Source organism: Streptococcus suis, from assembly GCF_016775005.1.
Lineage (GTDB): Bacteria > Bacillota > Bacilli > Lactobacillales > Streptococcaceae > Streptococcus > Streptococcus suivaginalis.
In genome coordinates this window covers 34,710-58,708 of the sequence record NZ_JAEUXI010000005.1, presented here as the reverse complement: position 1 = coordinate 58,708, position 23,999 = coordinate 34,710, and the positions used below count along the sequence as shown (strand labels likewise).

The window sequence follows — 23,999 nt, the reverse complement described above, 5'->3', positions numbered from 1 at the left end:
AGAAATCATGCCAACACAAACGATTGGAATTCTTGGTCTAGGTGTTTTTGGAACTACAATCGCTAAAACCCTTCACCATTATGACTGTAATATCATCGCCGTGGACAACCATGAGCAACGCATCAACCAGCTGGAGTCCATCCTAACCCGCGGCATCGTCGGCGACATCACAGACCGCACACTCTTGCGGGCTGCAGGCATTGACAACTGTGATACGGTTGTCGTTGCAACGGGAAACAATTTGGAATCGAGTGTCCTAGCTGTTTTGCACTGCAAATCACTTGGCGTGCCAAAGGTCATTGCCAAGGTGAAGAGCAAAACAACCAAAGAAGTACTTTTAAAAATCGGGGCCGACAAGGTGATTTCACCTGAGCGTGAAACAGGGATCTCCCTTGCCAAACATTTGCTCCATCAGGGCACAACTGATTTGATTGAACTGGATGACAAAGTGACAATCGTCGAATTTCCACCTCCTGCCAAATGGATTGGAAAAACCTTGGCCCAGTTGAAGCTCCGTCAAAACTACAAGATGAACATCATCGGCTACCGCAGTAGATTTACAAAAGAATTGAATATCCAGTTGACACCAGATTATACCTTTAACGAGGACGAATTGATCATGGCTGTAACGGATAATAATACCGTTGATCATTTTGAAGAATACACTAATAAAATGTAAGATTTGGCCTATCTGCTCTGAGTAGATGGGCTGTCTTTGTGAGATGATGAAAAGGAAACCATAACATGAACGATTTATCCAAGGGCAACCCCATACGAGTCATACTCCAGTTTGCCATTCCCCTCTTAATCGGAAGTTTTTTTCAGCTAGCCTATAACTTTGCTGATTCCATGATTGTCGGCCACACCTTGGGTAAGGATGCTTTTGCCAGTGTCGGATCCACAGCTAGCTTGATTTTTTTAATTATCGGTTTTGCCCAAGGGGTGACCAACGGCTTAACAATTGTAACAGCCCAACGATATGGAGCTGGCGACTGGAAAGGAGTTAAAAAATCCTTCCTGCACGGTCTCTTCTTTGCCGCTTGTGTCAGCATCTTATTGACCAGCCTCTCGTTAACTTTCTTGGATCCAATCTTGCACCTGATGCAGGTTCCAGTTTCTATTTTCCCACATTCCAAGGCCTTTTTAATGGCTATGTTTGGTGGTTTAACCTTCACCGTTTTCTATAACTATCTCTCTAGTGCCATTCGCAGTCTTGGAAATTCCAGGACTCCTTTGGTGGCCTTGATCATTGCTTCTTTCATCAACATTGGACTGGATTTCTTCTTTATTCTTATCATGAAATGGGGCGTCTTCGGAGCTGGCTTTGCGACCATAACTGCTCAGGCATTTTCTGTTTTCTACCTCCTGGCTTATATTTATCGCAAGGTACCACACTTTCATCTAAGCAAAAGCGACTGGACCTTAGATAGGGAGAACTTGGTACACCATGCCCAGCTTGGTTTTCCCATGGGCTTTCAAGCTAGCATCATTGCTATTGGAGCAATCACCCTGCAAATTATGGTCAACCAATTAGGAACAGATGCCATTGCTGCTCAGGCCATTGCCCTGCGCACCGACCAATTAGCCATGTTACCAATGGTCAATCTTGGCCTTGCCATTTCCACCTTTACAGCCCAGAACTATGGCGCCAAACTCTATGACAGGATTCGAGAAGGCGTCCGAAAAACGCTAGTCCTCAACATCGCCTGGTCCATCCTCTTTGCCCTCTTACTGATCCTAGGCAACCGCTTCTTCTCAGGCCTCTTTCTACCAAATGCCAGTCAAACTGTACTGGACTTGGCCCTGGTTTACTACATCATTAACGGATCTTGCTACTGGATTGTGGCTAGTCTCTTTATCCTTCGGAGTTTTATCCAAGGCCTGGGTAAAGGTTTGATTCCAACGCTGGCAGGTTTTGGGGAATTGATTTTCCGTGCTATCGTAGCCGTTCTGGGTATGCAGTATTTCGGCTTCTATGGAACCGCCGCCGCTAACCCCGCCGCCTGGATCGGAAGCATCATTGTTCTGATTCCAAGTTCCATCATCTTTATGAAAAAATTAAAAACTGGACAAAGTATATAAAGAAAACGCTGGGCTCAAGCCCAGCACACTTCTCAGAGTTCGTGTCAACATCTCAGCGCAGTGGTTGATTGGCAGATTTGTTCGTGTTTCACACTCCAAATCTGACCTTTACGACTGTTGCGAACAGAGTTCGCTTCATTTCCAACCTCCAACAGTCACTACTCTGACTGTTGGAGCTGTGCGGAGGTGGGAGTAAAATAGTCCAGTAGACTATTTTAGCCCGAACCTACTGTTTGGAAGTGAGGGGAACTCTTTTTTAGACTAGTCGAGTTCTTTCCCACTCCCAAAATAATATTTCCGTAAAAATTGGATATGAAGGAGATTCCAAAGCATAGCATAGCTGATCGCCACTACAAAAGCTATGCCATATTGCCAATTAAATTCCAGCACAAGGCTGACAAAAAGGATGATTCCAAGAAGGACCAATAACAAACTACTTGTCTTTTTCTTATCCCACTTAAAATAGGCTAACAAGGGTTGGTCAGGACAAGCTCGCACTTCCTTGAACTGTTTGAAACTAGCTCCAAGACCGGCTCCTGCCGCCCCCATAATTGCACCAGAATAATAGTGAGGAAGGACGTAGACCGACAAATAAGCAACTGTAACATAGGCAAGTACCAACAAGGTGTACATCAGTTTTTTCATGACCAACCTCCTAAAGCTTTATATATACATTTATTTATAATATATTTTAGCATATCATTGTTATCAGTCGCAAACATTTTACTATAATAGTTGACTTTCCAACTCAATCTCTGCTAAGAGTTTTCCATAATAATCCTGCTCATCAGCCAAGAGCGGGCTGTTAGGCAGCATTTTTTTAGCCTGAACCAGAGATTTTTTCAAAGCCTTGCTATCTTCCGTAATTCGCTGGTGGTAGAGAGCCGCGATGACCTGGTAATTCCCCATAGGGTACTTGAGCAGAGCCTTGACCTGCTTGTCCTGGCCTAATGTTCTAGCCTCTTCGTCTAAACCTTGCAAGAGATAGACTTCCAATAGTACAAGTTTTGCCAGCTTAACCATATAATCATTGTCCGATTTTGCTATCAACTTCTCCAATCGCTCTCGTGCTTCTTGATACTCCCCTTTGAAAATCAGCAACTCCGTCCAGTTTAGATAGTGGGTTTGTGGTAAATGCCCTGGCAAGATTGGCAGATCCAAGACAAAATCACTTAAATTCGCTGCAGTTGGGTCCACCATGACTTGAGAGGTATGTCTAAGTGCTTGATAGGCCAAGCGGCTATAGTCTGGATGAGTATACAACTCTTTTATTTTGGCACCATCCACCATTCCAGAAGGATTGGCGTTGAGGATAAACAAGGCTAGATTGAGGAGAATTTGCGATAGAGGCAGACTCCAATGCCCTGTTAAGAACCCAATCAAAACAGAAACAAGGATGAGACTGAGATGGACAATCAAGCCACCTGCAGACATCAGAATCGACCGAGGATCATCCTCATCTCTTTTGACTCCGATATACTGAGCAGCTGCCCCTTGCACAATCACGGTTTTCTTCCATTTCCAGCCTTGGTCAGTCTTGACCAACAAACGATTGCCCAAGCCAAGCGCCACCAAGTCAAAACCCGTCAGCCAACCAAAGAAGGCATGACCTAATTCGTGGAGAATGAGGGTTAGGTAAAAAGTACCTAGAAACCAGACATAACCTAGACCAAACACCCACAGTCCATAGAAGGAATCATTTTCTGGTAAAAGCTGAGCCATCCCATAAGTCGAATACATGGAACTCGCAAAACCACACAGAACAGAAACACCTATAACCAACCAATTCCATACTTTCTTCATAGCAAACCTCCTTTTTAATAGTATATCAAAAAAAGACTAGAAAACCTAGTCTTTTACTTGTTTTTTTTAGCAACGTAGATTTAGGAATTGGGATCATCCAAACTACGGCCATGCAAGCCTTTTTCACGTTGGACTTGACGGAGTTTCTCTGGCGTCACATCGTTACCGTCTTCATCAACCAGTTTAATCCCCTCAATATGATGACGGATTGCTCGACGATACCCCTCAATATATTCTTCCCTTAGCTGAGCCTGTTCAACTTTTTCCTCTGGTGTCAAGGTACCAGCTTTTTTCTTTTTAGCCAATTCATTGATACGATCGATTTTTGCTTGTTCCATGTCTGCCTCCTACTTACTATTCAAGAGATTGAAGACGGCCACTGCGGAAGCCTTATCCGCCAAGGCTTTCAAGAGGGCCAAGCGGTTGGCTTTGATTGCTGCGTCGTCTGCCATAACCATGGTATTGTCGAAAAAGGCCGCGATGACTGGGCTAAGAGCAAAGAGCTTGTCCAAGTTGCCTGCCATGTCTTCTGTCAACTCCAAGCCTGCCACTGCGTCAGCAAGGGCTTTTTCCTGGTCGTTTTCAAAGAGGGCCTCGTCAATCGCAGTCGCCTCCGCCTTTTCAGCCAAGTTGAAGACACGTGACAAGTTTTCCACGGCTTCCTTGTAGTCAGCCTCTTTTGATTTTTGGAAAATAGCAGAGCTAGCTGCCAGTTGCAGTCTGACCACGAAGGTTGAGCTAGCCAGCACAGCCTCACGGATGTCTTTCGGAATCGCCTTATCCATCATCTTCTCCACACGGGCACGGATAAAGTCCATCACAGCTGGCTGGTTGTCATAGGTCAAGCTGGCAAAGTTCAAGCTGTAGAGCTCCTCAATCAACTGATCCAATGGAATTTCCCAACCAAAGGCTTCCAAGATCCGCACGATACCCTGTGTCGCACGACGAAGAGCGTAAGGGTCGTTTGAGCCAGACGGAATCAAGCCAACTGAGAAGAAGGAGAGAAGGGTATCAAACTTGTCAGCCAGTGCCAAGACCGCACCGACCTTGCTCTCAGGTAATTCGCCTTCTGCTGAGTTTGGCAAGTAATGTTCACGGATTGCCGCTGCCACCGCAGGTTTTTCCCCTGCAAGAAGGGCATACTTCTCACCCATAATCCCTTGCAATTCGTCAAACTCCCCAACCATACCTGTCAAGAGGTCAAACTTGTAGATGTCCGCTGCACGTGCCACATCCGCTTTTTCATCCGCAGACAAGCCAGCCAAGTCAGCCAGTTTTTCTGCGATGACTTTAGTGCGTTCCATGTGCTCGTAAAGGGAGCCGATTTTCTCATGGAAGGTTACGACTTTAAGGCGTTCCACCAAATCAGCAATCTTGAGTTTTTGGTCTTCACGCCAGAAGAACTCACCGTCTTCCAAACGTGCCACCAACACTTTTTCATTTCCTTTGATGACATTATCAATATGCTGGTCGTTACCGTTTCGGACTGAGATGAAGTTTGGCAAGAGCTTGCCAGATTTATCACGCACTACGAAGTAACGTTGGTGGTTTTTCATGGAAGTCACCAAGACTTCTTCTGGCACTTCCAAATACTTGGTATCAAAGGAGCCCATAAAGGCAGTTGGATACTCGACCAGGTTGAGAACTTCATTGAGCAGGTCTTGGTCAATCTCGACTGTCACATTGTGTTTGTCCTCGATAGCCTTGATTTGCTCGACGATCATATTTTGACGCTCTGCAGGGTCTGTAATGACAAACTGTGCACGCAAGTCCGCCTCGTAAGAATCTGCACTTGCAATCTCAGTTTCATTTCCAAGGAAACGATGACCACGGCTGATGCGAGCTGACGAAATGTCCAAGAAATCCATATCCAATGCCTCATCGTCCAAGAGAACGGTCAGGGTGTGGACAGGGCGGATATAGGCGAATTTGTTGGATGCCCAGTTCATGCTGACAGGGAAGGTCATCGCCTTCAAGACCTCTGGAATGCCTGCCAAAACTGCCTTAGCTGGCTGACCAGCTTCGTGCTTGGTCACATAGACATACTCTTCACCCTTGATCTCGCGGAATTCGATGTCGGCTGTCGTCAAGCCTTTGCCACGGACAAATCCTTCTGCAGCCTTGGTGAAGTTTCCGTCGGAATCCAAGGCAATCTTCTTAGCAGGACCCTTGAAATCTTCGGTCAGGTCTGTCTGCTGGTCCGCCAAACCACGGACACGAACAGCCAAACGGCGTGGCGTTGAAAAGACATCGATGCTGTCAAAAGCCAAACGGTTGTCTGTCAAAAAGGTTGCCATGCGGTCACGCAACTGGTGCATGGCTGGGGTTACGATATAGGCAGGAATTTCTTCCAAGCCAAGTTCAACAAGTAAATTCTTTGTCATTATTCTGCGTCCTCCTTCAACAATTCTGCTCGTGTTGCTTCGTCTAAAAGTGGGAAGCCTAATTTTTTACGCTCCGCCACAAAGGTTTTGGCAACGACACGGGCAAGGTTACGGATACGGGCAATGTAGCCTGCACGCTCGGTTACAGACACAGCTCCACGGGCGTCGAGCAGGTTAAAGGTATGAGAACACTTGAGCACATAGTCAAAGGCTGGGTGAACCAAGCCCTCTTCCAAAGCCCGCTCTGCTTCTTTTTCAAACTTAGTGAAGTTTTCAAGGAGCATATCCTGGTCTGATACTTCAAAGGAGTATTTTGAATGCTCATACTCTGGCTGGATAAAGATTTCACCGTATTTAACGCCGTCTGCCCACTCGATGTCATAAACGGAGTCAACTTCTTGAATGTAAGAAGCCAAACGCTCCAAACCATAAGTTACTTCGGCTGTGACAGGACCTGTTGCCAAGCCACCGACCTGTTGGAAATAGGTAAACTGCGTGATTTCCATACCGTCCAACCAAACTTCCCAGCCCAGACCAGCTGATCCTGTTGACGGGTTTTCCCAGTTGTCCTCAACGAAACGAATATCGTGCTCCAAAGGATTGATACCCAAACGCTCCAAAGATTCCAAGTAGAGTTCTTGGATATTAGAAGGCGACGGCTTCATAACCACTTGGAATTGGTGGTGCTGATAGAGACGGTTGGGATTTTCCCCGTAACGACCGTCCGCAGGACGACGAGAAGGCTCCACATAAGCCGCATTCCAAGGCTCAGGACCGATCGCACGCAAGAAAGTGTAGGGACTCATAGTACCCGCACCCTTTTCCGTATCATAAGCCTGCATGAGCAAGCACCCCTGCTCATTCCAAAATTGTTGTAAGGTTAAGATAATCTCTTGAAATGTAAGTTTCTTTGACATAACATCCTCTTTCTATGAATAGCTGTGCGACGTTTCACTCCTTAAAACGATATTTTTTAAGGAGTGAAACTAGTACTTGGTCTAGGCAAGTCGCTATAGCGATTGCCGTTGGTTTCTTAAAGCGTCAGATTTTAGAAACCTTGACCAAGTGAAAGGTGAGTTTTTTAGACATATATTTCCTTCTTTCTATTATATTTCAAAATTGCTAGTTCTCCACACTGGGTATGGTTTCCACAAAAACAGTTTGCTCTGCCTTGTCCAGGTAGGAACAAGTCATGGCTTTTAGGTCGATGACCCACTTGTAAATACCTGCTTCTGCTGTTTCCTGGCAGAAGGTAGGGAAATCTGTTTGCCCAGCCTGATGATTGCGTAAGATAGTCACAAACTGGTCCAGATTGGCTTGGTTCGAAACAGGTATCGTCACTTGATAGCCCTGCTTTTCCAGAGTCTGCCCTGTCTGTGAGCGATAGATAACCTGGCCAGACTGGATATCCACCGTATTTTCCACCATAGCCAAGTCCATAAAATAGGCAATCAGTTTGGGAAAATCAGGCCCAGTAAACTGTTCATGACCACGATTGATGTTTTCTAAAGTAAACATTGGTCTCCTTTCTTTGTAGTAATTGCCTCACATCCTTTGATGCAAAGCAAGAAATACTCGGTCGGCAGACAAAAAGAACCACATTCTCCTCCCCTGTCAACAGACATAGGGGCGTTGAGAACGCGGTTCCACCCTAATTTATTACTTCATTTGTATGATTCTGATTGAGTCGGACGTGGTCACGACTGGGAAAGCGCCAATTATTTCAAGACTGGCTTGGCTTTCACTCTCCCAAGCTCGCTAGACAGGCTTTTGAAACAACCTTCTTTCATGCTTAGTATTGTAGCAGAAAAATCAAGGTTTGTCTACTATCGCCTTACAAAACCAAACTCTCCCAGTCCCCCCTCATCGCGATTTCAACACGCTCGCGGATAATGGCAGCTGACTGGTCTAGCAAGGCCGATTCTTCCTGGCTCAAGTCTAGGTCCACCGTGGCTTCAATCCCGCTCTGCCCGACTGTCGCTGGGTAGCCTAGGTAGGTCCCGTAGGCTGCAAGGTAGTGGGAAACTGGCAAGACTGCTCTGCTATTGGACAAAACCGCCTCGATCAAGGTCTTGGCCGCCGCTGCAATAGCAAAGTTGGTGTAGCCCTTGCCGAAGAAGACCGTGTGGCCGCCCATGCGTGCCTCCTCGGCTAGCTGGTCCAGTTCCTCTTTTGTCAACAAGGCCTGAATAGGTGTTTGACCAATCCGCACCTGGCTCCAAACGGTGAATTGGGAGTTGCCATGCTCACCCAGATTGTAGCCTGAGATGCTGGTCGGGGCAAGCCCAAACCGCTGGCTCACCGCACGCTTCATCCGAGCCGTATCCAGCAAGGTCCCCGTGCCAATCACTCGCTCTTTTGGGAAACCTGTGTAGGTCTGATAGAGCTGGGTGATGACGTCAACAGGATTGGTGATAACGATGAGAATACCTGAAAAGCCAGACGCAACCAGCTTCTCCGACACTTCCTTGACCTCTTGACTGGTAAAGGGCAACTCTGCAAAACGGCTCTTGGCTGCATTGCCCTGTAGGCTGATCTTACCAAGACTGGATACCACAATGTCCGCATCCGCCAAAGCCGCATAGTCGTTGAGAATAAAGTTGGCAAACTGACCTGTATTGGCAACGCGGTCCTGCATATCCAACACATCTGCTGCCAACTTCTTCTCGTCCTTGTCAATCACCACATAGTCATCAAAGACCTGTCCAGCAATTAGGTCATGCAAAAGGGTTGCTCCAACGTGACCCAGTCCGATGATTCCAATTTTTCTAGCCATGGGCTGCCTCCACAACTTCTTCTAGACGTAGCATAGCTGCAACCACCTCATTTGCAGTGATATCCGCTCGGATATTGACATAGCTCTCTGTTGGAACGGTGGCCTTTTCTGCCACTTTTTGCATGGCAGTCAGGCGGTCTTCTGTCACTCCCAACTGGTCCCAGCGGTAAATGTAACCATTCTTTTGATAGAAAGGCAATAGTTTACGAACCTCATCTTCATCACCTGTCAGACAGAGCTGGACCAAGATGCCGTAGGCAACCTTTAAGCCATGAGCAATCCCGTGGGTTTCATGCAAGACTGTTAAGCCATTATGGAGAGCATGGGCTCCTGACACATAGTCACTGGTTTGACAGCCGACATTGGCAGCCACCGCATAGACCGTGTCCACCATGCGCTCAAAGGCTGGCGTGACTTGCTTTCTATCTGCTGCTTCAAGAACAGCCTCCGTATCATGCAAGAGAATGTCCTGACTAACCTGAGCCGTCGCCAAGGCCAACTGGACCATGGCTGGTAATTCTTGCCGCTTCTTACCTCGATGAATGGCTTCCAACTCATACCATTTGGCCAAGGTGTCTGAAATACCGCTGATCAAATATTCTTTCGGAGCATCAATCAACAAATCATAGTCCACCAACGTCATAAAACCAGACCGCTGGCAATAATCAATGGACTTGAAACTGTGGTCCGGGTGATAAGCCACCAAGAGCGGAGTAGAGCAAGCACAGGTCGCAACCAAGGTTGGCACAAGAACAAGCTCAACATTGAGCCGATCGGCCACACCTTTACTGGTATCCATTACCTTGCCACCGCCGATACCGACAATGACATCTGCCCCTAGTTGACGGGCTCGATCTGCCAAACGGTCCATGTCCTCATGGCTGGCTGTACGGTCATAGAAGAGTACCGGCCAGTCTGCCTCCTTACCGTAATGCTTAACAAAGGCGGCATAGGCTACTTGGCCCGTCACAATCACTGGTCGCTGGAAGAGAGAAAGCCGAGCAGGCAATTCTTTCAAGGCACCTTGGGAAGCTACGTATTGACCAGGCTCACCACGTACTAATTTTTCAAACTCCATAAGCGGTCACTCCTTTTTAGTTTAGTATAGTAAAAAACAAAGACACGGTCAAACATCCACTTGTCTTTGTTTCTAACAGTATGTTCTAGCGATGGTTGATTTTTTTCGTAAGGAAATCACCAACAAACTGAATGGCGAAGATCATCACCAAGATGAGAATAGTCGCCACCAAGGTAACGTCATCTGCGAAGCGATTGTAACCATAGGAAATCGCTACGTTGCCTAAACCACCTGAACCGATCGCTCCTGCCATGGCTGTATAACCAACGAGAGAAATCAAGGTCAAGGTTGTCACACGGATGATATCTGGAAGACCTTCGCGCAAGTAAACCCCAATAATATCTGGAATGGTTGCCCCAGAAGCCTGAGCCGCCTCAATCACGCCACGGTCCAGTTCTGATAAGACAACTTGGATTTGGCGAGCATAAAACGGAAAAACTGATAAGGCCAAAGGAACCAAGGCTGCCTTGGCACCAATACCTGTCCCCACAATAGCACGTGTTACAGGGTTCAAAAAAGCCAATAAGATGATAAATGGAATCGCACGAAAGAGCGATGCAACCTTATCTAAAATCCAAAAGACATACTTGTTTTCCAAAACACCTCTTGGAGCTGTGAGGACCAACAAAAGTCCTGTAATCAAGCCCAATAGTCCACCAAATAAGAAAGACCAACCCGTCATGTAGATGGTCGCATTAATAGCTGTCAACCAACCTGTTTGCGTATCCCATCCCATTCTGTATACATTGGGCATATAAGTTTCAATCCATTCTAACATGGCTGCTCTCCTTTCAAAATCGTTACTTCAACATGGGCTTCCGTTACAGCTTCAAGTGCTCGGTGGATATTGCCAGGCTCTCCTGACAAAATCAAGACCATTTCACCAACTGGCGTGTGGTCCAAGATTTCAATATTTCCATAAAGGATATTGGAAGAGACCTGATAAAACTTATAGAGATCATTGACAATAGCCGTATCTGTGCTAGCACCTGAATACTTGAGTTGTACCAATAGGCTGTTCTCTGGCAAGTTTTGCACAATTCCCTGTTGGTAAATCTTCACCAAGGCCTCATCAATTCCTGTTGCTGTTTTGATAAAATCTTGGGTCAATTCTTCTTTTGGATGCGAGAAGATTTCAAGTACAGAGCCTTCTTCAATCAAGCGACCATCCTGCATAACAGCCACACGATTGGCAATATCCTTGACAATCTGCATTTCATGGGTAATCAAAACAATGGTCAAGTCAAGTTTTTCATTCAACTCCTGTAATAAAGCCAGAATTTGCTTGGTTGTACGAGGATCCAAGGCAGAGGTTGATTCATCTGAAATCAAGATTTTCGGATCATTTGCCAAGGCACGCGCAATGGCTACCCGTTGTTTCTGACCACCTGACAATTGGGCAGGGTAGTTTTCAGCTCTATCTGCCAGTCCCACCAATTCCAAGAGACGGTTGACTTTTTCTGCCTTCTCTTCTTTGCTCAATCCAGAATGTTTCAGGGCAAAGGCAACGTTTTCTGCTGCCGTCATTTGTGCCATCAGATTAAAATGCTGGAAAATCATACCGATATCACGGCGTTTTTCCCGTAATTGAGCAGGGCTCAAGGTTACTTTTCCTTGGTCAAAAATCACATCATCATCGATGGTAATCGTTCCAGCCGTTGGCACTTGCAAGAGATTGATGACACGAACCAGGGTTGACTTACCAGCCCCCGAATAGCCCACGATGCCATAAATATCTCCCTGATTAATATGGATACTGACATCCTTGACCGCTGTAATCTCCCGTTTTTTCTGACGGAAGGTCACATCAATATTGTCTAATTTAATGATTTCCTTACTCATACGCTTTAATCAACTCCTCAATTAATTCAACATGTGCAATGTAGTCTGCAATCTTCACATTTTCATCACCTGCATGGTCTCGACTACCCTCATGTCCCAAACCAAATCCAGCAATGGGAACACCTAAAGCACGAAAGACTGTATGCATGGGACCTGTACCAGGTGAGGTTGGCAGTACCGACACCCCTTGTGGATAAAATGATTTAGCCAAATCGATGACCTTTACAATGGCAGGTGCAGACATATCCGAACGGTAGGATTCTTCCCCTAGGGTAAATGCTACCTCAACTTGGTCAAATCCTTGATCTGCCAGATAGGTACGAATAGCACTTAAAACGCCATCAGGCGTCAAACCTGGAACCAGACGAACCTCCATCTTGGCACTAGCATTGGCAGGAATGATGGTCTTGACTCCCTGCCCCTGATAGCCTGTGGACAAACCTTCAATGGTAATAGATGGTTCAAAATACAATCGTTTCAAAAGTTCTCTGCGTTCCTGACGCAAGAGCGGTAAACTTAAACCATAAATTTCTTTCAAACTATCTGCATTGACTAAGGCATATTCCTCTACCAAGGCCATTTCACGCTCGTTAGGTTCTTGGACCTTATCATAAATCCCTGGAACCTTGATACGACCGTCTGATTCACGTAGACTAGAAATAGCTTGCAACAAGTACCAGGCTGCCGAGTCAATTACCCCACCAAAGGAGGAATGAATATCCAAATCAGCACTCTTGACAGAGACATCAAAGGTCACGATTCCCTTGTTCCCACCAGCGATTTCCAATTGGTCCTTCTTATTACGGATACCTTGTTCCCAGACCAAGAGTTCTGCCTGACTAAGCTGGTCCTTGTATTTAACCAGATACTTATCCAAATCCACCGAAGCAGACTCCTCAGCTCCTTCCATGATAAAGATAATATGGACTGGAAGGCTGCCATGCTGGGCCAAGTATTTTTTGACAGCAGATAGGCGAGCTACAATGTGTCCCTTATCATCATCCACCCCGCGACCGTACATACTGTCTTCAGTCAAGGTTAATTCAAAAGGCTGGCCTTTGAGCCAGATTTGGTCGCTGTCGGCTGGAACCGTATCGTAGTGGTTGTAGAAAATAATGGTTTTGGCTTCAGGATTATCTGCTTCAAATCTCGCCAAGACAAAGGGTGCTGCGAATGACTTATCAACTAAGACATTGGCTCCTGCTTCTTCAAATACCTCTTGAAGATAATCAGCCACCTCTTCCAGACCAATTTGTTGGGCAAAAATAGATTTTTTACCAATCAAGGCCTTCAGATGCTCCAAATCCTGCTGGACAATGGCATCCTGCCAAAATTTTTCAATCTGTTCTTTTTCTGACAAAAATGCCATGTTGACTTCCCTCTCTAAAAACAGGAATAGAAGCTGAAACACATGTATCAGCTTCCTCTACTCCCTATCTATAAACTATTATTCTGCTGAAACTTCATCCCAGATAGCGAAATCTGTTTGGTTTGAAGCACGTTCGATGATTTCTTTCACTTCATCAGTATTGTAAGATGCGATCAACACTTTGATAGCGTCTGCCTTATCTGATGATTCCCATCCATTTTGCGCTGCAATAACGTTGTACCAAACTTCAGTGTCTGCACCTTTTTGCTCGATGTAGAGGGCTTTAGAAGTATCAAGACCTGCTTCTTGTGCATAGTTGTTGTTGATAACTGCACCGTCAACTGACTCAAGTGAGCGAACTGTTTGGCTTGCATCCAATTCTGTAATAGTGATGTTCTTTGGATTTGAAGTGATGTGTGAAAGTGTTGCCAATTCGCCATCTTCAACATCCAACTCGATCAAACCTGCTGACTCAAGCAAGAAGAGGGCACGGCTTTCGTTTGTTGCATCGTTTGGAACGGCAATTTCTGCACCTTCTGGAATATCTTCAATAGAAGTGTACTTGTCTGTGCTACCTTCAACACCAGAGTAGAAGCGAATTGGGCTGTACAATGTATAACCAGCCACTTGCAAGTCACCACCGTTTTCAGTGTTCCAGTTGTTCAAGAAATAAATATGTTGGAAGGCGTTGACATCCACATCTCCTTCAGCCAAAGCCTTGTTTGGTTGTGAGTAATCTGTGAACTCTGTCAACTCAACTGTTACACCCTCAGCTGCTGCCAACTCCGTTACCTTGTCCCAAACTTCTGTTGTATAGGCATTACGTGTCATAATCCCCACTTTTACAGTTGTTGTGTCTGCAGAAGACTCCGTCGTTGTTGAAGAACTTGAACTGCAAGCCGCCAAAAGACCTAGTGAGAGAGCAGCTGTTGCTGCAAGACCAAAAATTTTCTTTAATTTCATGTTGTATATCTCCTTAATTTGAACTATCCCTATCTTACCACAGGGAAAGCAATCTGGCTATTAGACTTTTTTTATGTTCAGATATAAGAAAAAACTATAACAAACATATTATTGGTTATTAGTTTTGAAACATTTTTATATAGATAAGGACAGAATAGCCCAAGCTCCCAAACATTCTACCATATAGTCCCAAGTGAAAAATGAACAAAAAAAGCACCGAACTGGTGCTTTTATAATTGTTCAACTAAATAACGAAAGAGTTGGCGTGAGCCTTCACATTCTTGCCACAGAAATTCTGGGTGCCATTGAATCCCCAGCAATGAAGCACCTTTTCGACTTTCAAAGGCTTCAATCGTTCCATCTCTTGGATCATGGGCAGTAGCTACCAAGCCTGGTGCCAAATCCTTGATGCTCTGGCGATGGAAAGAGTTAATCTGACTGCCTTGGTCAAATAGCTGACTAACACGACTGTGAGGTTTGATACGAAGACTATGCGAAGTTCCTGCATACCCATCTTGCCAGTGGTCCTCAATAGCCTGATGGAGACTACCACCAAGGGCGACATTTAAAAGTTGCATGCCTCGGCACACTGCAAAAATCGGTTTGTTTTGCTTCAAAGCCTCTCGAATCAGAGCCAATTCAAACTCATCACGCGCCAATAAATAGTCATCACTTTCAATCGACTTTTCTTCTCCATAGAAACGAGGATCCACATGCTGACCACCCGACAGAATTAATTTATCAATCATAGTCACGTAGTCTATGGCCTGGGAAACCTCTCCCATGGGGATGACAATTGGCAGGCCACCCGCGTCGCTAACTCCTTGAGCCAATTCGCTTGCGACGGTAACATAAGTCATGCCTGTCTGACCAGGAATATGCTTTTCATTTCCAGTAATTCCTACAAGAACTTTTGCCATACAGGCACCACCTTTCGACCTACTTGAACAACATTCTACCATGTCCCTCTATTCTTGTAAAATAGAGATCTTTTATCAGGACTTTAAGAATTTTTATCAGACACATACCTAGATTGAACATGCACTGCAAGCTGATGAAATCGACTGGATACAACAAATCCAAAGAAAGAATGATTTTTAGCATTTTCATTTGGTTCTTCTTGTTAAACAGTTGAGTTCTTGCTGCATTTTTTTCATGGAACCAATCTATAAAGTTTATGACCTCTTAAAAAATTTTTTATAAGAACCTGACTCGATTCCAACCTTTCAACGTCAATAATATGACTCAAAAAACCGACAATAAAATAGTAGAAAAACTCAGATATCCAATTGTTCTTTTAGTAAAACTATAACTAAAACCGCATTGAATCACTAGATAAGAATGTTTGATATAGTTTTTGGTTATATACTTCCTTATTTATTTTCAATTATACAGACCTGAATGTTTTTGTTAGGATAAAGGGGTAGAATATTTTGGAGGATCGAACATGACAACAACTATTATCGGATTTCCACGTATCGGCGAACACCGCCAATTAAAATTTATCACTGAAAAATACTTTAGAAACGAAATTCCGCAAGAAGAGCTTTTAGCGGCAGCAAAGGACCTGCGTGCCAAGCACTGGAATATTGTTAACGAAGCTGGCATTACTGAAATCCCAAGCAATGACTTCTCACACTACGACAATGTTTTGGATGCAGCTGTTCTCTTCAATATCGTGCCAAAAGCTGTTCAGGAGCTTGACTTGACAGACCTTGAAAAATACTTCGCTTTGGCGCGTGGCTATCAAGGAGACAAGGGTGACATTCGTGCCAGACCAATGAAAAAATGGTTCAACACCAACTACCACTATATCGTTCCAACTATTGAAAAAGACACAGAAATCAAACTAGCTGGTCACAAGATTTTCGACGAATTCCAAGAAGCAAAGGATCTGGGAATTACCACTCGTCCAGTCCTTATTGGTCCATTCACTCTCTTACAATTAACTGATTTTGAAGAAGGGGTGAAAGCTGAAGATGTAGCAGATAGCTTGGTTGCTGCCTACGGACAAGTATTTGCAAAATTGGCAGAACTTGGCGCTGAAAAAATCCAGTTAGACGAACCTAGCTTGGTCAAGGATTTGACTGCTGAAGAAAGAGCCCTTTTCCTAAACATCTACCAAACACTCTTGGCAGACAAGAAAGGCTTACAAGTCCTTATCCAAACCTACTTCGGAGATGTGCGTGATATTTACACAGAATTAACAAACCTACCAGTCGATGCCATCGGTCTTGACTTTGTAGAAGGTAAGGAAACGGCTGCACTTGTAGCAACGGGCTTCCCGGCTGACAAGACCCTCTACGCTGGTATCGTCAACGGTAAAAATATCTGGCGCAACAACTATGAAAAGAGCTTGGCAGTTTTGGAGGCTATCCCAGCTGAAAATGTCGTTCTAACAACTTCTTGCTCCCTTCTTCATGTACCATTTACTACAGCTAATGAAGAATTTGAACCTGCTATCCTCAATCACTTTGCCTTTGCTGTTGAAAAATTGAGCGAATTGCGTGATTTGGATGCTATTCGTAATGGTCAAGGAGAATCTGCTCTCACAGCCAACAAGGAACTCTTTGCCCTTGAGCGTGTTGGTCGTGATGCAACCCTTGCAGACCGCTTGGCAGGTTTGACAGATGCAGACTACACTCGTCTTCCAGCCTTTTCGGAACGTGAAGCTATCCAGCGCGAAAAATTGAACTTGCCACTACTTCCAACCACTACTATCGGTTCTTTCCCTCAAACCAAGGACGTCCGCAGCACTCGCTTAGCCTTCCGCCGTGGCGAAATTACCGAAGCAGAGTACGATTCCTTTGTTGAAACTCGTACGGATGAGTGGATTAAGTGGCAGGAAGAAGTTGACTTCGATGTACTGGTTCACGGTGAATTTGAACGCAACGACATGGTAGAATACTTCGGCGAAAACCTATCTGGCTACCTCTTCAGCAAAAACGGTTGGGTTCAATCTTATGGACTTCGTGGCGTAAAACCACCAATCATCTGGGGTGATGTTACTCGCTTGAACCCAATTACTGTTAAATGGTCTAGCTATGCTCAAAGCCGTACAAATAAACCAGTTAAAGGGATGTTGACAGGACCTGTAACCATCCTCAACTGGTCCTTCCCACGTGAAGACATCTCTATCAAGGAATCAACCCTTCAAATTGCCCTTGCTATCAAGGAAGAAGTTCTTGACCTTGAAGCAGCGGGTATCAAGATTATCCAAATTGACGAAGCAGCCCTTCGTGAAAAATTACCACTCCGCCGTAGCGACTGGTACAGCGAGTATCTTGACTGGGCAATTCCTGCCTTCCGTTTGGTACACTCAACTGTTGCGCCAGATACACAAATCCACACTCACATGTGCTATAGCGAATTTACAGACATCATTCCTGCCATCGACAACATGGATGCGGATGTGATTTCCTTTGAAGCTAGCCGTTCTAATCTCGTGATTCTAGATGAACTCAAAGCTAAGAACTTCCAAACTCAGGTAGGCCCTGGTGTCTATGACATCCACTCTCCACGAGTACCTGCAGTTGAGGAGATTTCACAAACTATTCAGGCCATTCTTTCAAAAGTACCAAAAGAAAAAGTCTGGATCAACCCAGACTGCGGTCTAAAAACTCGTGGTGAATCAGAAACCAAAGCTAGCCTTATCCACTTGACCCAAGCGGCCAAGGCAGCCAGAAAGGAACTCTAATCTATGACAGGTCAAGCCCCAAGTCTCTCTTTTGAAATTTTTCCTCCAAAACCAGAAGTAGGCAATGAAAAGATTCTCCAAGCACTTAGAGAAATGCAAGGCTTGGCCCCTCATTTTATCAGCGTCACTTGTAGCAATAATAACTTAAACGTCGAAGAAACAACCGTTCGCCTATCGGACTATGTTCGTAATGACTTACAAGTACCGACCATTGCCCATCTACCGGCAGCCTATCTGACAAAAGAAAAAGTTAGCTCTGTTCTTCAGTCCTTGGACCGCATTGGTGTACAAAGGATTTTGGCACTGCGTGGTGACATTATCCAAGGTCTCCCTCCTAAGAAAGATTTTCGGTATGCGACTGATTTGATTTCCTTCATTAAGGAAGAAGCTCCGCATTTTGACATTATCGGAGCCTGCTACCCTGAAGGCCATCCAGAGTCAGGAAGTGCCGTTGCGGATATTAAAAATTTGAAAAAGAAGGTGGATGCTGGCTGTTCCAGTCTTGTAACCCAACTCTTTTTCGACAACGATGTTTTCTATGATTTTCAAGAGAAATGCTATCTAGCTGATATCGAAGTGCCGATTATCGCAGGCATCATGCCTATCATCAACAGGAATCAGGCACTTCGACTCTTGAAAACCTGTGAGAATATCCGTCTCCCACGCAAGTTCAAAGCCATTTTGGAAAAATACGAACACCAACCCGAATCCTTGCGGGCAGCAGGACTTGCCTATGCCATTGACCAAATTGTCGATTTGGTCACCAATGATGTCGCTGGTGTCCACCTCTATACCATGAACAAGGCAGAGACCGCTAGACATATCCATCAAGCAACCCACTCACTCTTTAGACACTTTAGTTAAACCATCACCGCTAATTGCGGTGATTTTTTTGCCTGCTTAAGTTTGAATTCCTACGCTTTGAGGAAAAAGAATCGGTTCCCAACCCCTCACTTTTATTTTTCTCGGTTCAGACTGAAACAGTTTGCTGAACTGTCTCACTCTCCCAGACTGTTGGTTATAAAAAACTGCCTACCGGCAGTTCCAATCTCCAACCTTCTAATAAAAATGACTGTCCCCCGGACAGTCATTTTTATTAGAAGCCATCTACATTCGTGTAGATTTTTTGGACGTCTTCGTCATCTTCGAGGGCGTCGTAGAGTTTTTCAAATGTTGCGAGGTCATCGCCTTCAAGTGATACTTCTGATTGCGGGATCATTTCAAGTTCAGTAACGTTGAACTCTTGGATTCCTGATTCTTTGAGTGCCACGATTGCCTTGTGCAAATCCGTTGGAGCTGTATAGACAGTGATTGTGCCGTCTTCTGCTTCTACATCATCGACTTCAACATCTGCTTCTAAGAGCAATTCGAAGATGGCATCTGCATCATCACCAGCAAATACAACCACACCTTTTTTATCAAACATGAATGATACGGAACCAGATGCACCCATGTTTCCACCGTTTTTACCAAAGGCAGAGCGAACATTGGCTGCGGTACGGTTTACGTTTGATGTCAAGGTATCAACGATAATCATAGAACCATTTGGTCCAAAGCCTTCGTAACGACCTTCCACGAAGGTTTCATCTGTGTTTCCTTTTGCCTTGTCAATGGCCTTGTCAATGATGTGTTTTGGAACCTGCGCTTGCTTAGCACGGTCGATAACAAATTTCAGCGCTGAGTTTGTTTCTGGATCTGGGTCACCCTTTTTCGCTGCTACATAGATTTCAACACCAAATTTGGCGTAAACTTTTGAGTTAGCACCGTCTTTTGCGGTTTTCTTGGCTACAATATTGGCCCATTTACGTCCCATGGGGAACCTCCTACATTTTATAAAATCGCTTTATTATACCATAAATGGCAAGGATTGAGAAGATTTTTAAAATCTTCTTCACTATACAGTTGACATGTATAGTTTTCCGATATATAATATATAGCACAACTGTACATTTGAACTACATAGGAGAAGCCAAATGAAAAGGAACAAGCACCTCCCCTTAACGGAGACAACTTACTATATTCTATTAGCCCTCTTGGAACCTGCCCATGGCTACCATATCATGCAAAAAGTAGAGGATATGAGTGATGGTGATGTGAAAATCGCTGCAGGAACCATGTATGGAGCGATTGAGAATCTTTTGAAACTAAAATGGATTTGTTCCATTCCAAGTACCGATAAAAGAAGAAAAGTCTATCAAGTAACAGCAACGGGACAAGAGATTATTAAACTGGAAACACAGCGTATTCAAAAACTACATCATATTGCCAAAGAATTAGGTTTTTAAGGAGGAAGCCATGATAAGACACAAATTATTCACCAGTTTACAAGAGGAAGAACATTGGATTAATTCGATTCAATCCGAAGGTTATCAGCTTATCAAAGTAACTCCTTGGACAGCAGCCTATCATTTTGAAAAATGTAGTCGAACCCCTCATCCCGTACGCCTTGATTTTCACGAACATATTGCAAAAGGAGAATATTCAAATTACCTCTCTCTATTTGAAGACTGTGGTTGGCAACCTATACAAGGTAGTCGTAGATGTGGCATCCATTATTTTCAACAAACAATCGAAGCTTCAAGCACAGAAATTTTTTCTGATACCGAATCGAAAAAAGCATTCTATTCACGCTACCAAAATTATGCCTACTCCTATTTCGGATTATTTCTGGCTTTATTTTTTATCCATTACCAAGTTGGACTCCAAAATGGATACACACTTTGGAATCCTAAATCCTGGTACCTAACTCCAGGACTATGGGAACGAACTGGCATCAGTTTTTGGTTTGGTTTTCTCTTTGAGACCCCATTCGCATTGTTTAGAAGTGGCATCATTCCGTTATTTTTCCTTGCTTGGTCTATTTATTTCCTCCATATCGCTGAAAAAGGTAAAAAAGAAGCGAAGAAATTAGAAAAATACTGATGGCATACTATCCAAAAAAAAGATTGAAAAGAATTGACTGCAATCATCTTTTCAATCTTTTTTTATTTTTTACAACTCTACTTTAGCAACTTGGCTATCTTGACTGACCTGTCCAAGATTTTCAAGGCTGACAGATTTGATTTCAGTTGTGTTTGTAAAGGCAACGACGATGGTTGTTTCACGTCCTGCTGAGCGAATAGCTTCAAGGTCTGCAACAAGGAGCAAGTCTCCTGCTTCAACGCGTTGGCCATCTGTTACCTTAGCTGAGAATGGAACACCGTTTAGTGCAACCGTATCTAGGCCGACGTGCACCAAGACTTCTACACCCTTGTCAGACAAAATACCGACAGCGTGTTTAGTTGGGAAGACACTGGTTACAATACCTGAAACTGGTGCGTAAACATTACCGGAGCTAGGCTCAACTGCATAACCGTCGCCCATCATTTTTTGTGAAAAGACTGGATCTTTCACTTCTGTAATGGCAATAGCTTGCCCTTCAGCAACAGAGTAAACTGTCTCCGTCACACCCTTGAACTGAGTCTCAGGAGCAACTTCTTCTGTCGCCACAATCTCTGTATGAGGAATAGCTACGCCTGATTCTAGCAAGTCTTGAATGTCTGATTTGAGAACATCTGCTTTTGGTCCATAGACTGCTTGAACACCTGAGTCTTTGATAATCAAGCCCATAGCACCAGCCTGTTTCCAAGCATTTTCATCTCCAACCTGTGCCACATCTTTGACACTAACGCGAAGGCGAGTCATACAAGCATCCACATCTGCGATATTATCACGACCACCAAGCAAGTTGATGATTTGAACCACTTGTGAATTGGCATCTGCAGTATCTACGTTTGAGTTAGAAACTACATCTGTTGTTTCTGTATCATAGTTACCATTGCGTCCAGCTGTTGCTAGGTTGAATTTCTTAATCATAAAGTCGGCAATGAAGTACATTCCAACTGCAAAGAGGGCTGTTACCCAAATGAAGTTGATCACGTCCATACCGATACCAGCTTTGATCGCCATCGGTGTACGTGTAAGGAATTCGATATTACCAAATGAGTGCATACGCAAGTTGACAATATCTGCCATTGCAAAAGCTGCACCCTGTACCAAAGCATAGACAACATAGAGTGGCATTGCCGCAAACATGAACATGAACTCGATTGGTTCTGTTACACCTGTCAAGAAGACAGCAAGTGCAGAAGATAGGAACATCCCTTTGTATTTTTTCTTCTTATCTGGATCAACATTGCGATACATGGCATAGGACAATCCCATAAGAATACCTGAGGAACCAATCATTTGTCCCACTTTGAAACGAGCTGGAGTTACATTCGCTAAAAGATCATTGTACTGGGTCATATCCCCAGCATCCTTGAGGTTAATCAAGTCAGTAATCCAAGCCAACCAAAGCGGATCTTGGCCAAATACCTGTGTACCTGCTTGAGCCCCTGTCAAGATGTCATAGGTCCCACCAAGCGAAGTATAGTTCATCGGAATGGTCAACATGTGGTGAAGACCGAATGGAAGAAGCAAGCGTTCCAAGGTACCGTAAACAAATGGTGCCAAGATTGGAGCTGTTTCTTGCGAAGTCGCAATCCATTTACCAAAGCTGTTGATCCCTGTTTGAACAAGCGGCCAGAAAATCGCCAAACCTAACGCAACAAGTACAGAGCGATAGATAACCACAAATGGTACGAAGCGTTTGCCGTTAAAGAAAGTCAAAACATCTGGTAATTTGCGGTAATTGTAGTATTTGTTATAGGTTGTTGCTCCTACAAAACCAGCGATGATACCAACGAAGACACCCATGTTAAGGGCAGGTTGGCCCAAGATATTGACGAAGTAACCTGAAACTGGGATTTGTGTCCCGAAGACTGTGCTGACTGTCGCTTCTGCATCTGACAACATAGCTGTACTTACGCCAAAGAAATGACCAGTAATCAAGTTAATGAGAATGAAGGCAAGACCTGCTGAGAAGGCACCACCAGCCTTTTCCTTAGCCCAGCTACCACCAATTGCCAAGGCAAAGAGCAAGTGAAGGTTACCGATAATTCCCCAACCAATTTGCGCAATAATATTCCCAATACGAGCCAATAGCTCTGAATCTTGGCTAATCAGAGGAATCGAGTTCCCGATTGACACCATGAGACCCGCCGCTGGCATTACGGCAATCACAACCATTAAACACTTCCCGAACTTTTGCCAAAATTCGAAACTAAGAAATTTTTTCATGTTCTTCTCCTTAAATAGTTTTCATAGTCTTATGACCTTTAAATACTTACGTTTACTTCTACACCGAAGTGATCCGAAATAACCGGTAGATTATCTCCATTGAAAATCACTCGACTGGATTGAACTTGTCTTTCCTGATTTAAGAACACATAGTCCAGACGTTTTTCCTGACTGTGTCCAGCCCAACCATCTATAGCCTTTTCAACAGTGATACCACTATCCTTTTCCACTGCCAAATCATAACTATCATAAAGACCTAGATTCTTAATAGCTTGATAGGCTTGAGGATCCGATAGTGCATCCGTATTGAAATCACCCATAAGAATTTTCAAGCGTTCCTGGCTAGTTCGATTAACAATCTTTCGAACATTTTCCAGCTGGTCTTCCTCTGGGTGCCCCGGAAGATTGATATGGCAGGAATACAAGTCAATCAACTCATTTCCATATGCCACCGTCAAACCAATAATCTTGCGAGACAGGATTGATGTCAGATTTTGGTGCTGACTACAATAGAAAGCATCCACTTCGTAGACCGGTAATGTTGTTAGAAAGGCAATCCCTTCATCATACTTATCATAGCCAATATGAGAATTGGACCAGAAATAAGAATAAGCTACTACTCCCAGCTCTTTCAGCTTTTCAAGCAAAACCAAACCATAATTATCCTTTCGTAAGTCCTTTGTTACCAAGGGACTTGCCATCAGCTGGTTGACTTCTTGCAGGGCAATCACGTCATATTGCTTTTGAGCAATGGTCTGAGCAAGTATGTCCAACTTTTGGTCTTGATTTTCTTCTAACCAGGCATGGGCATTGACTGTTAGTAATTTCATAGGTCTCCTTTCTTC

The 23,999-nt window shown here is 44.3% G+C and carries 22 protein-coding genes; 6 read left to right on the top strand and 16 right to left on the bottom strand.

Translation table 11 applies throughout. From position 1 onward, the window contains the following. Positions 1-7 precede the first annotated feature (7 nt). Complete coding sequence (locus JNG37_RS06650; protein WP_158456808.1) at positions 8-679, top strand: potassium channel family protein; 672 nt, start codon at positions 8-10, stop codon at positions 677-679. Positions 680-744: 65 nt separating this feature from the next. Beyond that, the gene (locus JNG37_RS06645; RefSeq protein ID WP_158456810.1) at positions 745-2,082 is read left to right on the top strand and encodes an MATE family efflux transporter; all 1,338 of its coding nucleotides are present in this window, start codon (positions 745-747) and stop codon (positions 2,080-2,082) included. A 261-nt stretch (positions 2,083-2,343) separates the two neighbouring features. On the opposite strand, the gene JNG37_RS06640 is transcribed toward JNG37_RS06645, so the two are convergent. The 13 genes from JNG37_RS06640 to JNG37_RS06580 form a co-directional block, all read right to left on the bottom strand. After that, positions 2,344-2,727, bottom strand: coding sequence for a hypothetical protein (locus tag JNG37_RS06640; protein ID WP_158456814.1), 384 nt, complete (start codon positions 2,725-2,727; stop codon positions 2,344-2,346). A gap of 81 nt (positions 2,728-2,808) precedes the next feature. Then, positions 2,809-3,885 carry a site-2 protease family protein gene (locus JNG37_RS06635; RefSeq protein ID WP_158456816.1) on the bottom strand — a complete coding sequence of 359 codons (1,077 nt, stop codon included), beginning with the start codon at positions 3,883-3,885 and terminating at the stop codon, positions 2,809-2,811. 80 nt (positions 3,886-3,965) lie between these two features. Continuing rightward, a complete protein-coding gene (locus JNG37_RS06630) occupies positions 3,966-4,223 on the bottom strand; it encodes a DUF896 family protein (RefSeq protein WP_002942632.1) in 258 nt (85 codons plus the stop codon). A 9-nt stretch (positions 4,224-4,232) separates the two neighbouring features. Continuing rightward, entirely contained in the window at positions 4,233-6,269 is a 2,037-nt protein-coding gene (gene glyS / locus JNG37_RS06625) for a glycine--tRNA ligase subunit beta (RefSeq protein ID WP_158456818.1), read from the bottom strand. Continuing rightward, the gene (gene glyQ, locus JNG37_RS06620) at positions 6,269-7,186 is read right to left on the bottom strand and encodes a glycine--tRNA ligase subunit alpha (RefSeq protein ID WP_002939388.1); all 918 of its coding nucleotides are present in this window, start codon (positions 7,184-7,186) and stop codon (positions 6,269-6,271) included. Before glyQ ends, glyS begins: the two co-directional genes overlap by 1 nt. A 205-nt stretch (positions 7,187-7,391) precedes the next feature. Then, complete coding sequence (locus tag JNG37_RS06615) at positions 7,392-7,787, bottom strand: DUF1398 domain-containing protein (protein WP_158456820.1); 396 nt, start codon at positions 7,785-7,787, stop codon at positions 7,392-7,394. A gap of 316 nt (positions 7,788-8,103) precedes the next feature. Then, complete coding sequence (locus JNG37_RS06610) at positions 8,104-9,045, bottom strand: L-lactate dehydrogenase (RefSeq protein ID WP_158456822.1); 942 nt, start codon at positions 9,043-9,045, stop codon at positions 8,104-8,106. Beyond that, entirely contained in the window at positions 9,038-10,123 is a 1,086-nt protein-coding gene (locus JNG37_RS06605) for an iron-containing alcohol dehydrogenase family protein (RefSeq protein ID WP_158456824.1), read from the bottom strand. Before JNG37_RS06605 ends, JNG37_RS06610 begins: the two co-directional genes overlap by 8 nt. 85 nt (positions 10,124-10,208) lie before the next feature. Next, entirely contained in the window at positions 10,209-10,901 is a 693-nt protein-coding gene (locus tag JNG37_RS06600) for a methionine ABC transporter permease (RefSeq protein ID WP_158456826.1), read from the bottom strand. After that, a complete protein-coding gene (locus JNG37_RS06595; protein WP_158456828.1) occupies positions 10,895-11,965 on the bottom strand; it encodes a methionine ABC transporter ATP-binding protein in 1,071 nt (356 codons plus the stop codon). Before JNG37_RS06595 ends, JNG37_RS06600 begins: the two co-directional genes overlap by 7 nt. Further along, positions 11,958-13,334: a M20/M25/M40 family metallo-hydrolase gene (locus JNG37_RS06590; RefSeq protein WP_158456829.1), complete on the bottom strand. Its 1,377-nt coding sequence runs from the start codon at positions 13,332-13,334 to the stop codon at positions 11,958-11,960. The genes JNG37_RS06595 and JNG37_RS06590 overlap by 8 nt, the downstream gene beginning before the upstream one ends. Positions 13,335-13,412: 78 nt before the next feature. After that, positions 13,413-14,297: a MetQ/NlpA family ABC transporter substrate-binding protein gene (locus JNG37_RS06585; protein ID WP_158456830.1), complete on the bottom strand. Its 885-nt coding sequence runs from the start codon at positions 14,295-14,297 to the stop codon at positions 13,413-13,415. A gap of 230 nt (positions 14,298-14,527) precedes the next feature. Beyond that, positions 14,528-15,217 carry a gamma-glutamyl-gamma-aminobutyrate hydrolase family protein gene (locus JNG37_RS06580; RefSeq protein WP_158456832.1) on the bottom strand — a complete coding sequence of 230 codons (690 nt, stop codon included), beginning with the start codon at positions 15,215-15,217 and terminating at the stop codon, positions 14,528-14,530. A 527-nt stretch (positions 15,218-15,744) separates the two neighbouring features. Here JNG37_RS06580 and metE point away from each other — a divergent pair. Next, complete coding sequence (gene metE, locus JNG37_RS06575) at positions 15,745-17,994, top strand: 5-methyltetrahydropteroyltriglutamate--homocysteine S-methyltransferase (RefSeq protein WP_158456834.1); 2,250 nt, start codon at positions 15,745-15,747, stop codon at positions 17,992-17,994. A 3-nt stretch (positions 17,995-17,997) separates the two neighbouring features. Then, positions 17,998-18,858 (top strand): methylenetetrahydrofolate reductase [NAD(P)H], encoded by an 861-nt coding sequence (metF, locus tag JNG37_RS06570; protein WP_158456836.1) that lies wholly within the window; start codon positions 17,998-18,000, stop codon positions 18,856-18,858. A 232-nt stretch (positions 18,859-19,090) separates the two neighbouring features. Here the strand turns inward: metF and JNG37_RS06565 are convergent, their stop codons facing one another. Next, positions 19,091-19,807: a YebC/PmpR family DNA-binding transcriptional regulator gene (locus JNG37_RS06565; RefSeq protein ID WP_004194195.1), complete on the bottom strand. Its 717-nt coding sequence runs from the start codon at positions 19,805-19,807 to the stop codon at positions 19,091-19,093. Between the two features lie 160 nt (positions 19,808-19,967). Here JNG37_RS06565 and JNG37_RS06560 point away from each other — a divergent pair, with 160 nt between their 5' ends. Together JNG37_RS06560 and JNG37_RS06555 are read left to right on the top strand one after the other, a co-directional pair. Then, a complete protein-coding gene (locus JNG37_RS06560; protein WP_158456838.1) occupies positions 19,968-20,279 on the top strand; it encodes a PadR family transcriptional regulator in 312 nt (103 codons plus the stop codon). 10 nt (positions 20,280-20,289) lie between these two features. Beyond that, positions 20,290-20,916 (top strand): DUF2812 domain-containing protein, encoded by a 627-nt coding sequence (locus tag JNG37_RS06555; RefSeq protein ID WP_158456840.1) that lies wholly within the window; start codon positions 20,290-20,292, stop codon positions 20,914-20,916. Between the two features lie 69 nt (positions 20,917-20,985). Here JNG37_RS06555 and JNG37_RS06550 read toward each other — a convergent pair whose 3' ends face one another. Both JNG37_RS06550 and JNG37_RS06545 read right to left on the bottom strand, forming a co-directional pair. Further along, positions 20,986-23,154, bottom strand: coding sequence for a PTS transporter subunit IIBC (locus tag JNG37_RS06550; protein ID WP_158456842.1), 2,169 nt, complete (start codon positions 23,152-23,154; stop codon positions 20,986-20,988). A gap of 38 nt (positions 23,155-23,192) precedes the next feature. Beyond that, on the bottom strand, positions 23,193-23,984 hold the full coding sequence (locus tag JNG37_RS06545; protein ID WP_158456844.1) for an endonuclease/exonuclease/phosphatase family protein: 792 nt from the start codon (positions 23,982-23,984) through the stop codon (positions 23,193-23,195). Positions 23,985-23,999 lie beyond the last annotated feature (15 nt).

What these genes read in the sequence shown, in the direction of transcription:
- JNG37_RS06605 (WP_158456824.1), bottom strand. Translation starts at nt 10,123, where the DNA reads ATGGAGTTTGAAAAATTAGTACGTGGTGAGCCTGGTCAATACGTAGCT.
- JNG37_RS06565 (WP_004194195.1), bottom strand. Translation starts at nt 19,807, where the DNA reads ATGGGACGTAAATGGGCCAATATTGTAGCCAAGAAAACCGCAAAAGAC.
- JNG37_RS06595 (WP_158456828.1), bottom strand. Translation starts at nt 11,965, where the DNA reads ATGAGTAAGGAAATCATTAAATTAGACAATATTGATGTGACCTTCCGT.
- JNG37_RS06640 (WP_158456814.1), bottom strand. Translation starts at nt 2,727, where the DNA reads ATGAAAAAACTGATGTACACCTTGTTGGTACTTGCCTATGTTACAGTT.
- JNG37_RS06615 (WP_158456820.1), bottom strand. Translation starts at nt 7,787, where the DNA reads ATGTTTACTTTAGAAAACATCAATCGTGGTCATGAACAGTTTACTGGG.
- JNG37_RS06635 (WP_158456816.1), bottom strand. Translation starts at nt 3,885, where the DNA reads ATGAAGAAAGTATGGAATTGGTTGGTTATAGGTGTTTCTGTTCTGTGT.
- JNG37_RS06650 (WP_158456808.1), top strand. Translation starts at nt 8, where the DNA reads ATGCCAACACAAACGATTGGAATTCTTGGTCTAGGTGTTTTTGGAACT.
- JNG37_RS06555 (WP_158456840.1), top strand. Translation starts at nt 20,290, where the DNA reads ATGATAAGACACAAATTATTCACCAGTTTACAAGAGGAAGAACATTGG.
- JNG37_RS06585 (WP_158456830.1), bottom strand. Translation starts at nt 14,297, where the DNA reads ATGAAATTAAAGAAAATTTTTGGTCTTGCAGCAACAGCTGCTCTCTCA.
- JNG37_RS06600 (WP_158456826.1), bottom strand. Translation starts at nt 10,901, where the DNA reads ATGTTAGAATGGATTGAAACTTATATGCCCAATGTATACAGAATGGGA.
- glyQ (WP_002939388.1), bottom strand. Translation starts at nt 7,186, where the DNA reads ATGTCAAAGAAACTTACATTTCAAGAGATTATCTTAACCTTACAACAA.
- JNG37_RS06580 (WP_158456832.1), bottom strand. Translation starts at nt 15,217, where the DNA reads ATGGCAAAAGTTCTTGTAGGAATTACTGGAAATGAAAAGCATATTCCT.
- glyS (WP_158456818.1), bottom strand. Translation starts at nt 6,269, where the DNA reads ATGACAAAGAATTTACTTGTTGAACTTGGCTTGGAAGAAATTCCTGCC.
- JNG37_RS06545 (WP_158456844.1), bottom strand. Translation starts at nt 23,984, where the DNA reads ATGAAATTACTAACAGTCAATGCCCATGCCTGGTTAGAAGAAAATCAA.
- JNG37_RS06550 (WP_158456842.1), bottom strand. Translation starts at nt 23,154, where the DNA reads ATGAAAAAATTTCTTAGTTTCGAATTTTGGCAAAAGTTCGGGAAGTGT.
- JNG37_RS06590 (WP_158456829.1), bottom strand. Translation starts at nt 13,334, where the DNA reads ATGGCATTTTTGTCAGAAAAAGAACAGATTGAAAAATTTTGGCAGGAT.
- metE (WP_158456834.1), top strand. Translation starts at nt 15,745, where the DNA reads ATGACAACAACTATTATCGGATTTCCACGTATCGGCGAACACCGCCAA.
- JNG37_RS06560 (WP_158456838.1), top strand. Translation starts at nt 19,968, where the DNA reads ATGAAAAGGAACAAGCACCTCCCCTTAACGGAGACAACTTACTATATT.
- JNG37_RS06630 (WP_002942632.1), bottom strand. Translation starts at nt 4,223, where the DNA reads ATGGAACAAGCAAAAATCGATCGTATCAATGAATTGGCTAAAAAGAAA.
- JNG37_RS06645 (WP_158456810.1), top strand. Translation starts at nt 745, where the DNA reads ATGAACGATTTATCCAAGGGCAACCCCATACGAGTCATACTCCAGTTT.
- JNG37_RS06610 (WP_158456822.1), bottom strand. Translation starts at nt 9,045, where the DNA reads ATGGCTAGAAAAATTGGAATCATCGGACTGGGTCACGTTGGAGCAACC.
- metF (WP_158456836.1), top strand. Translation starts at nt 17,998, where the DNA reads ATGACAGGTCAAGCCCCAAGTCTCTCTTTTGAAATTTTTCCTCCAAAA.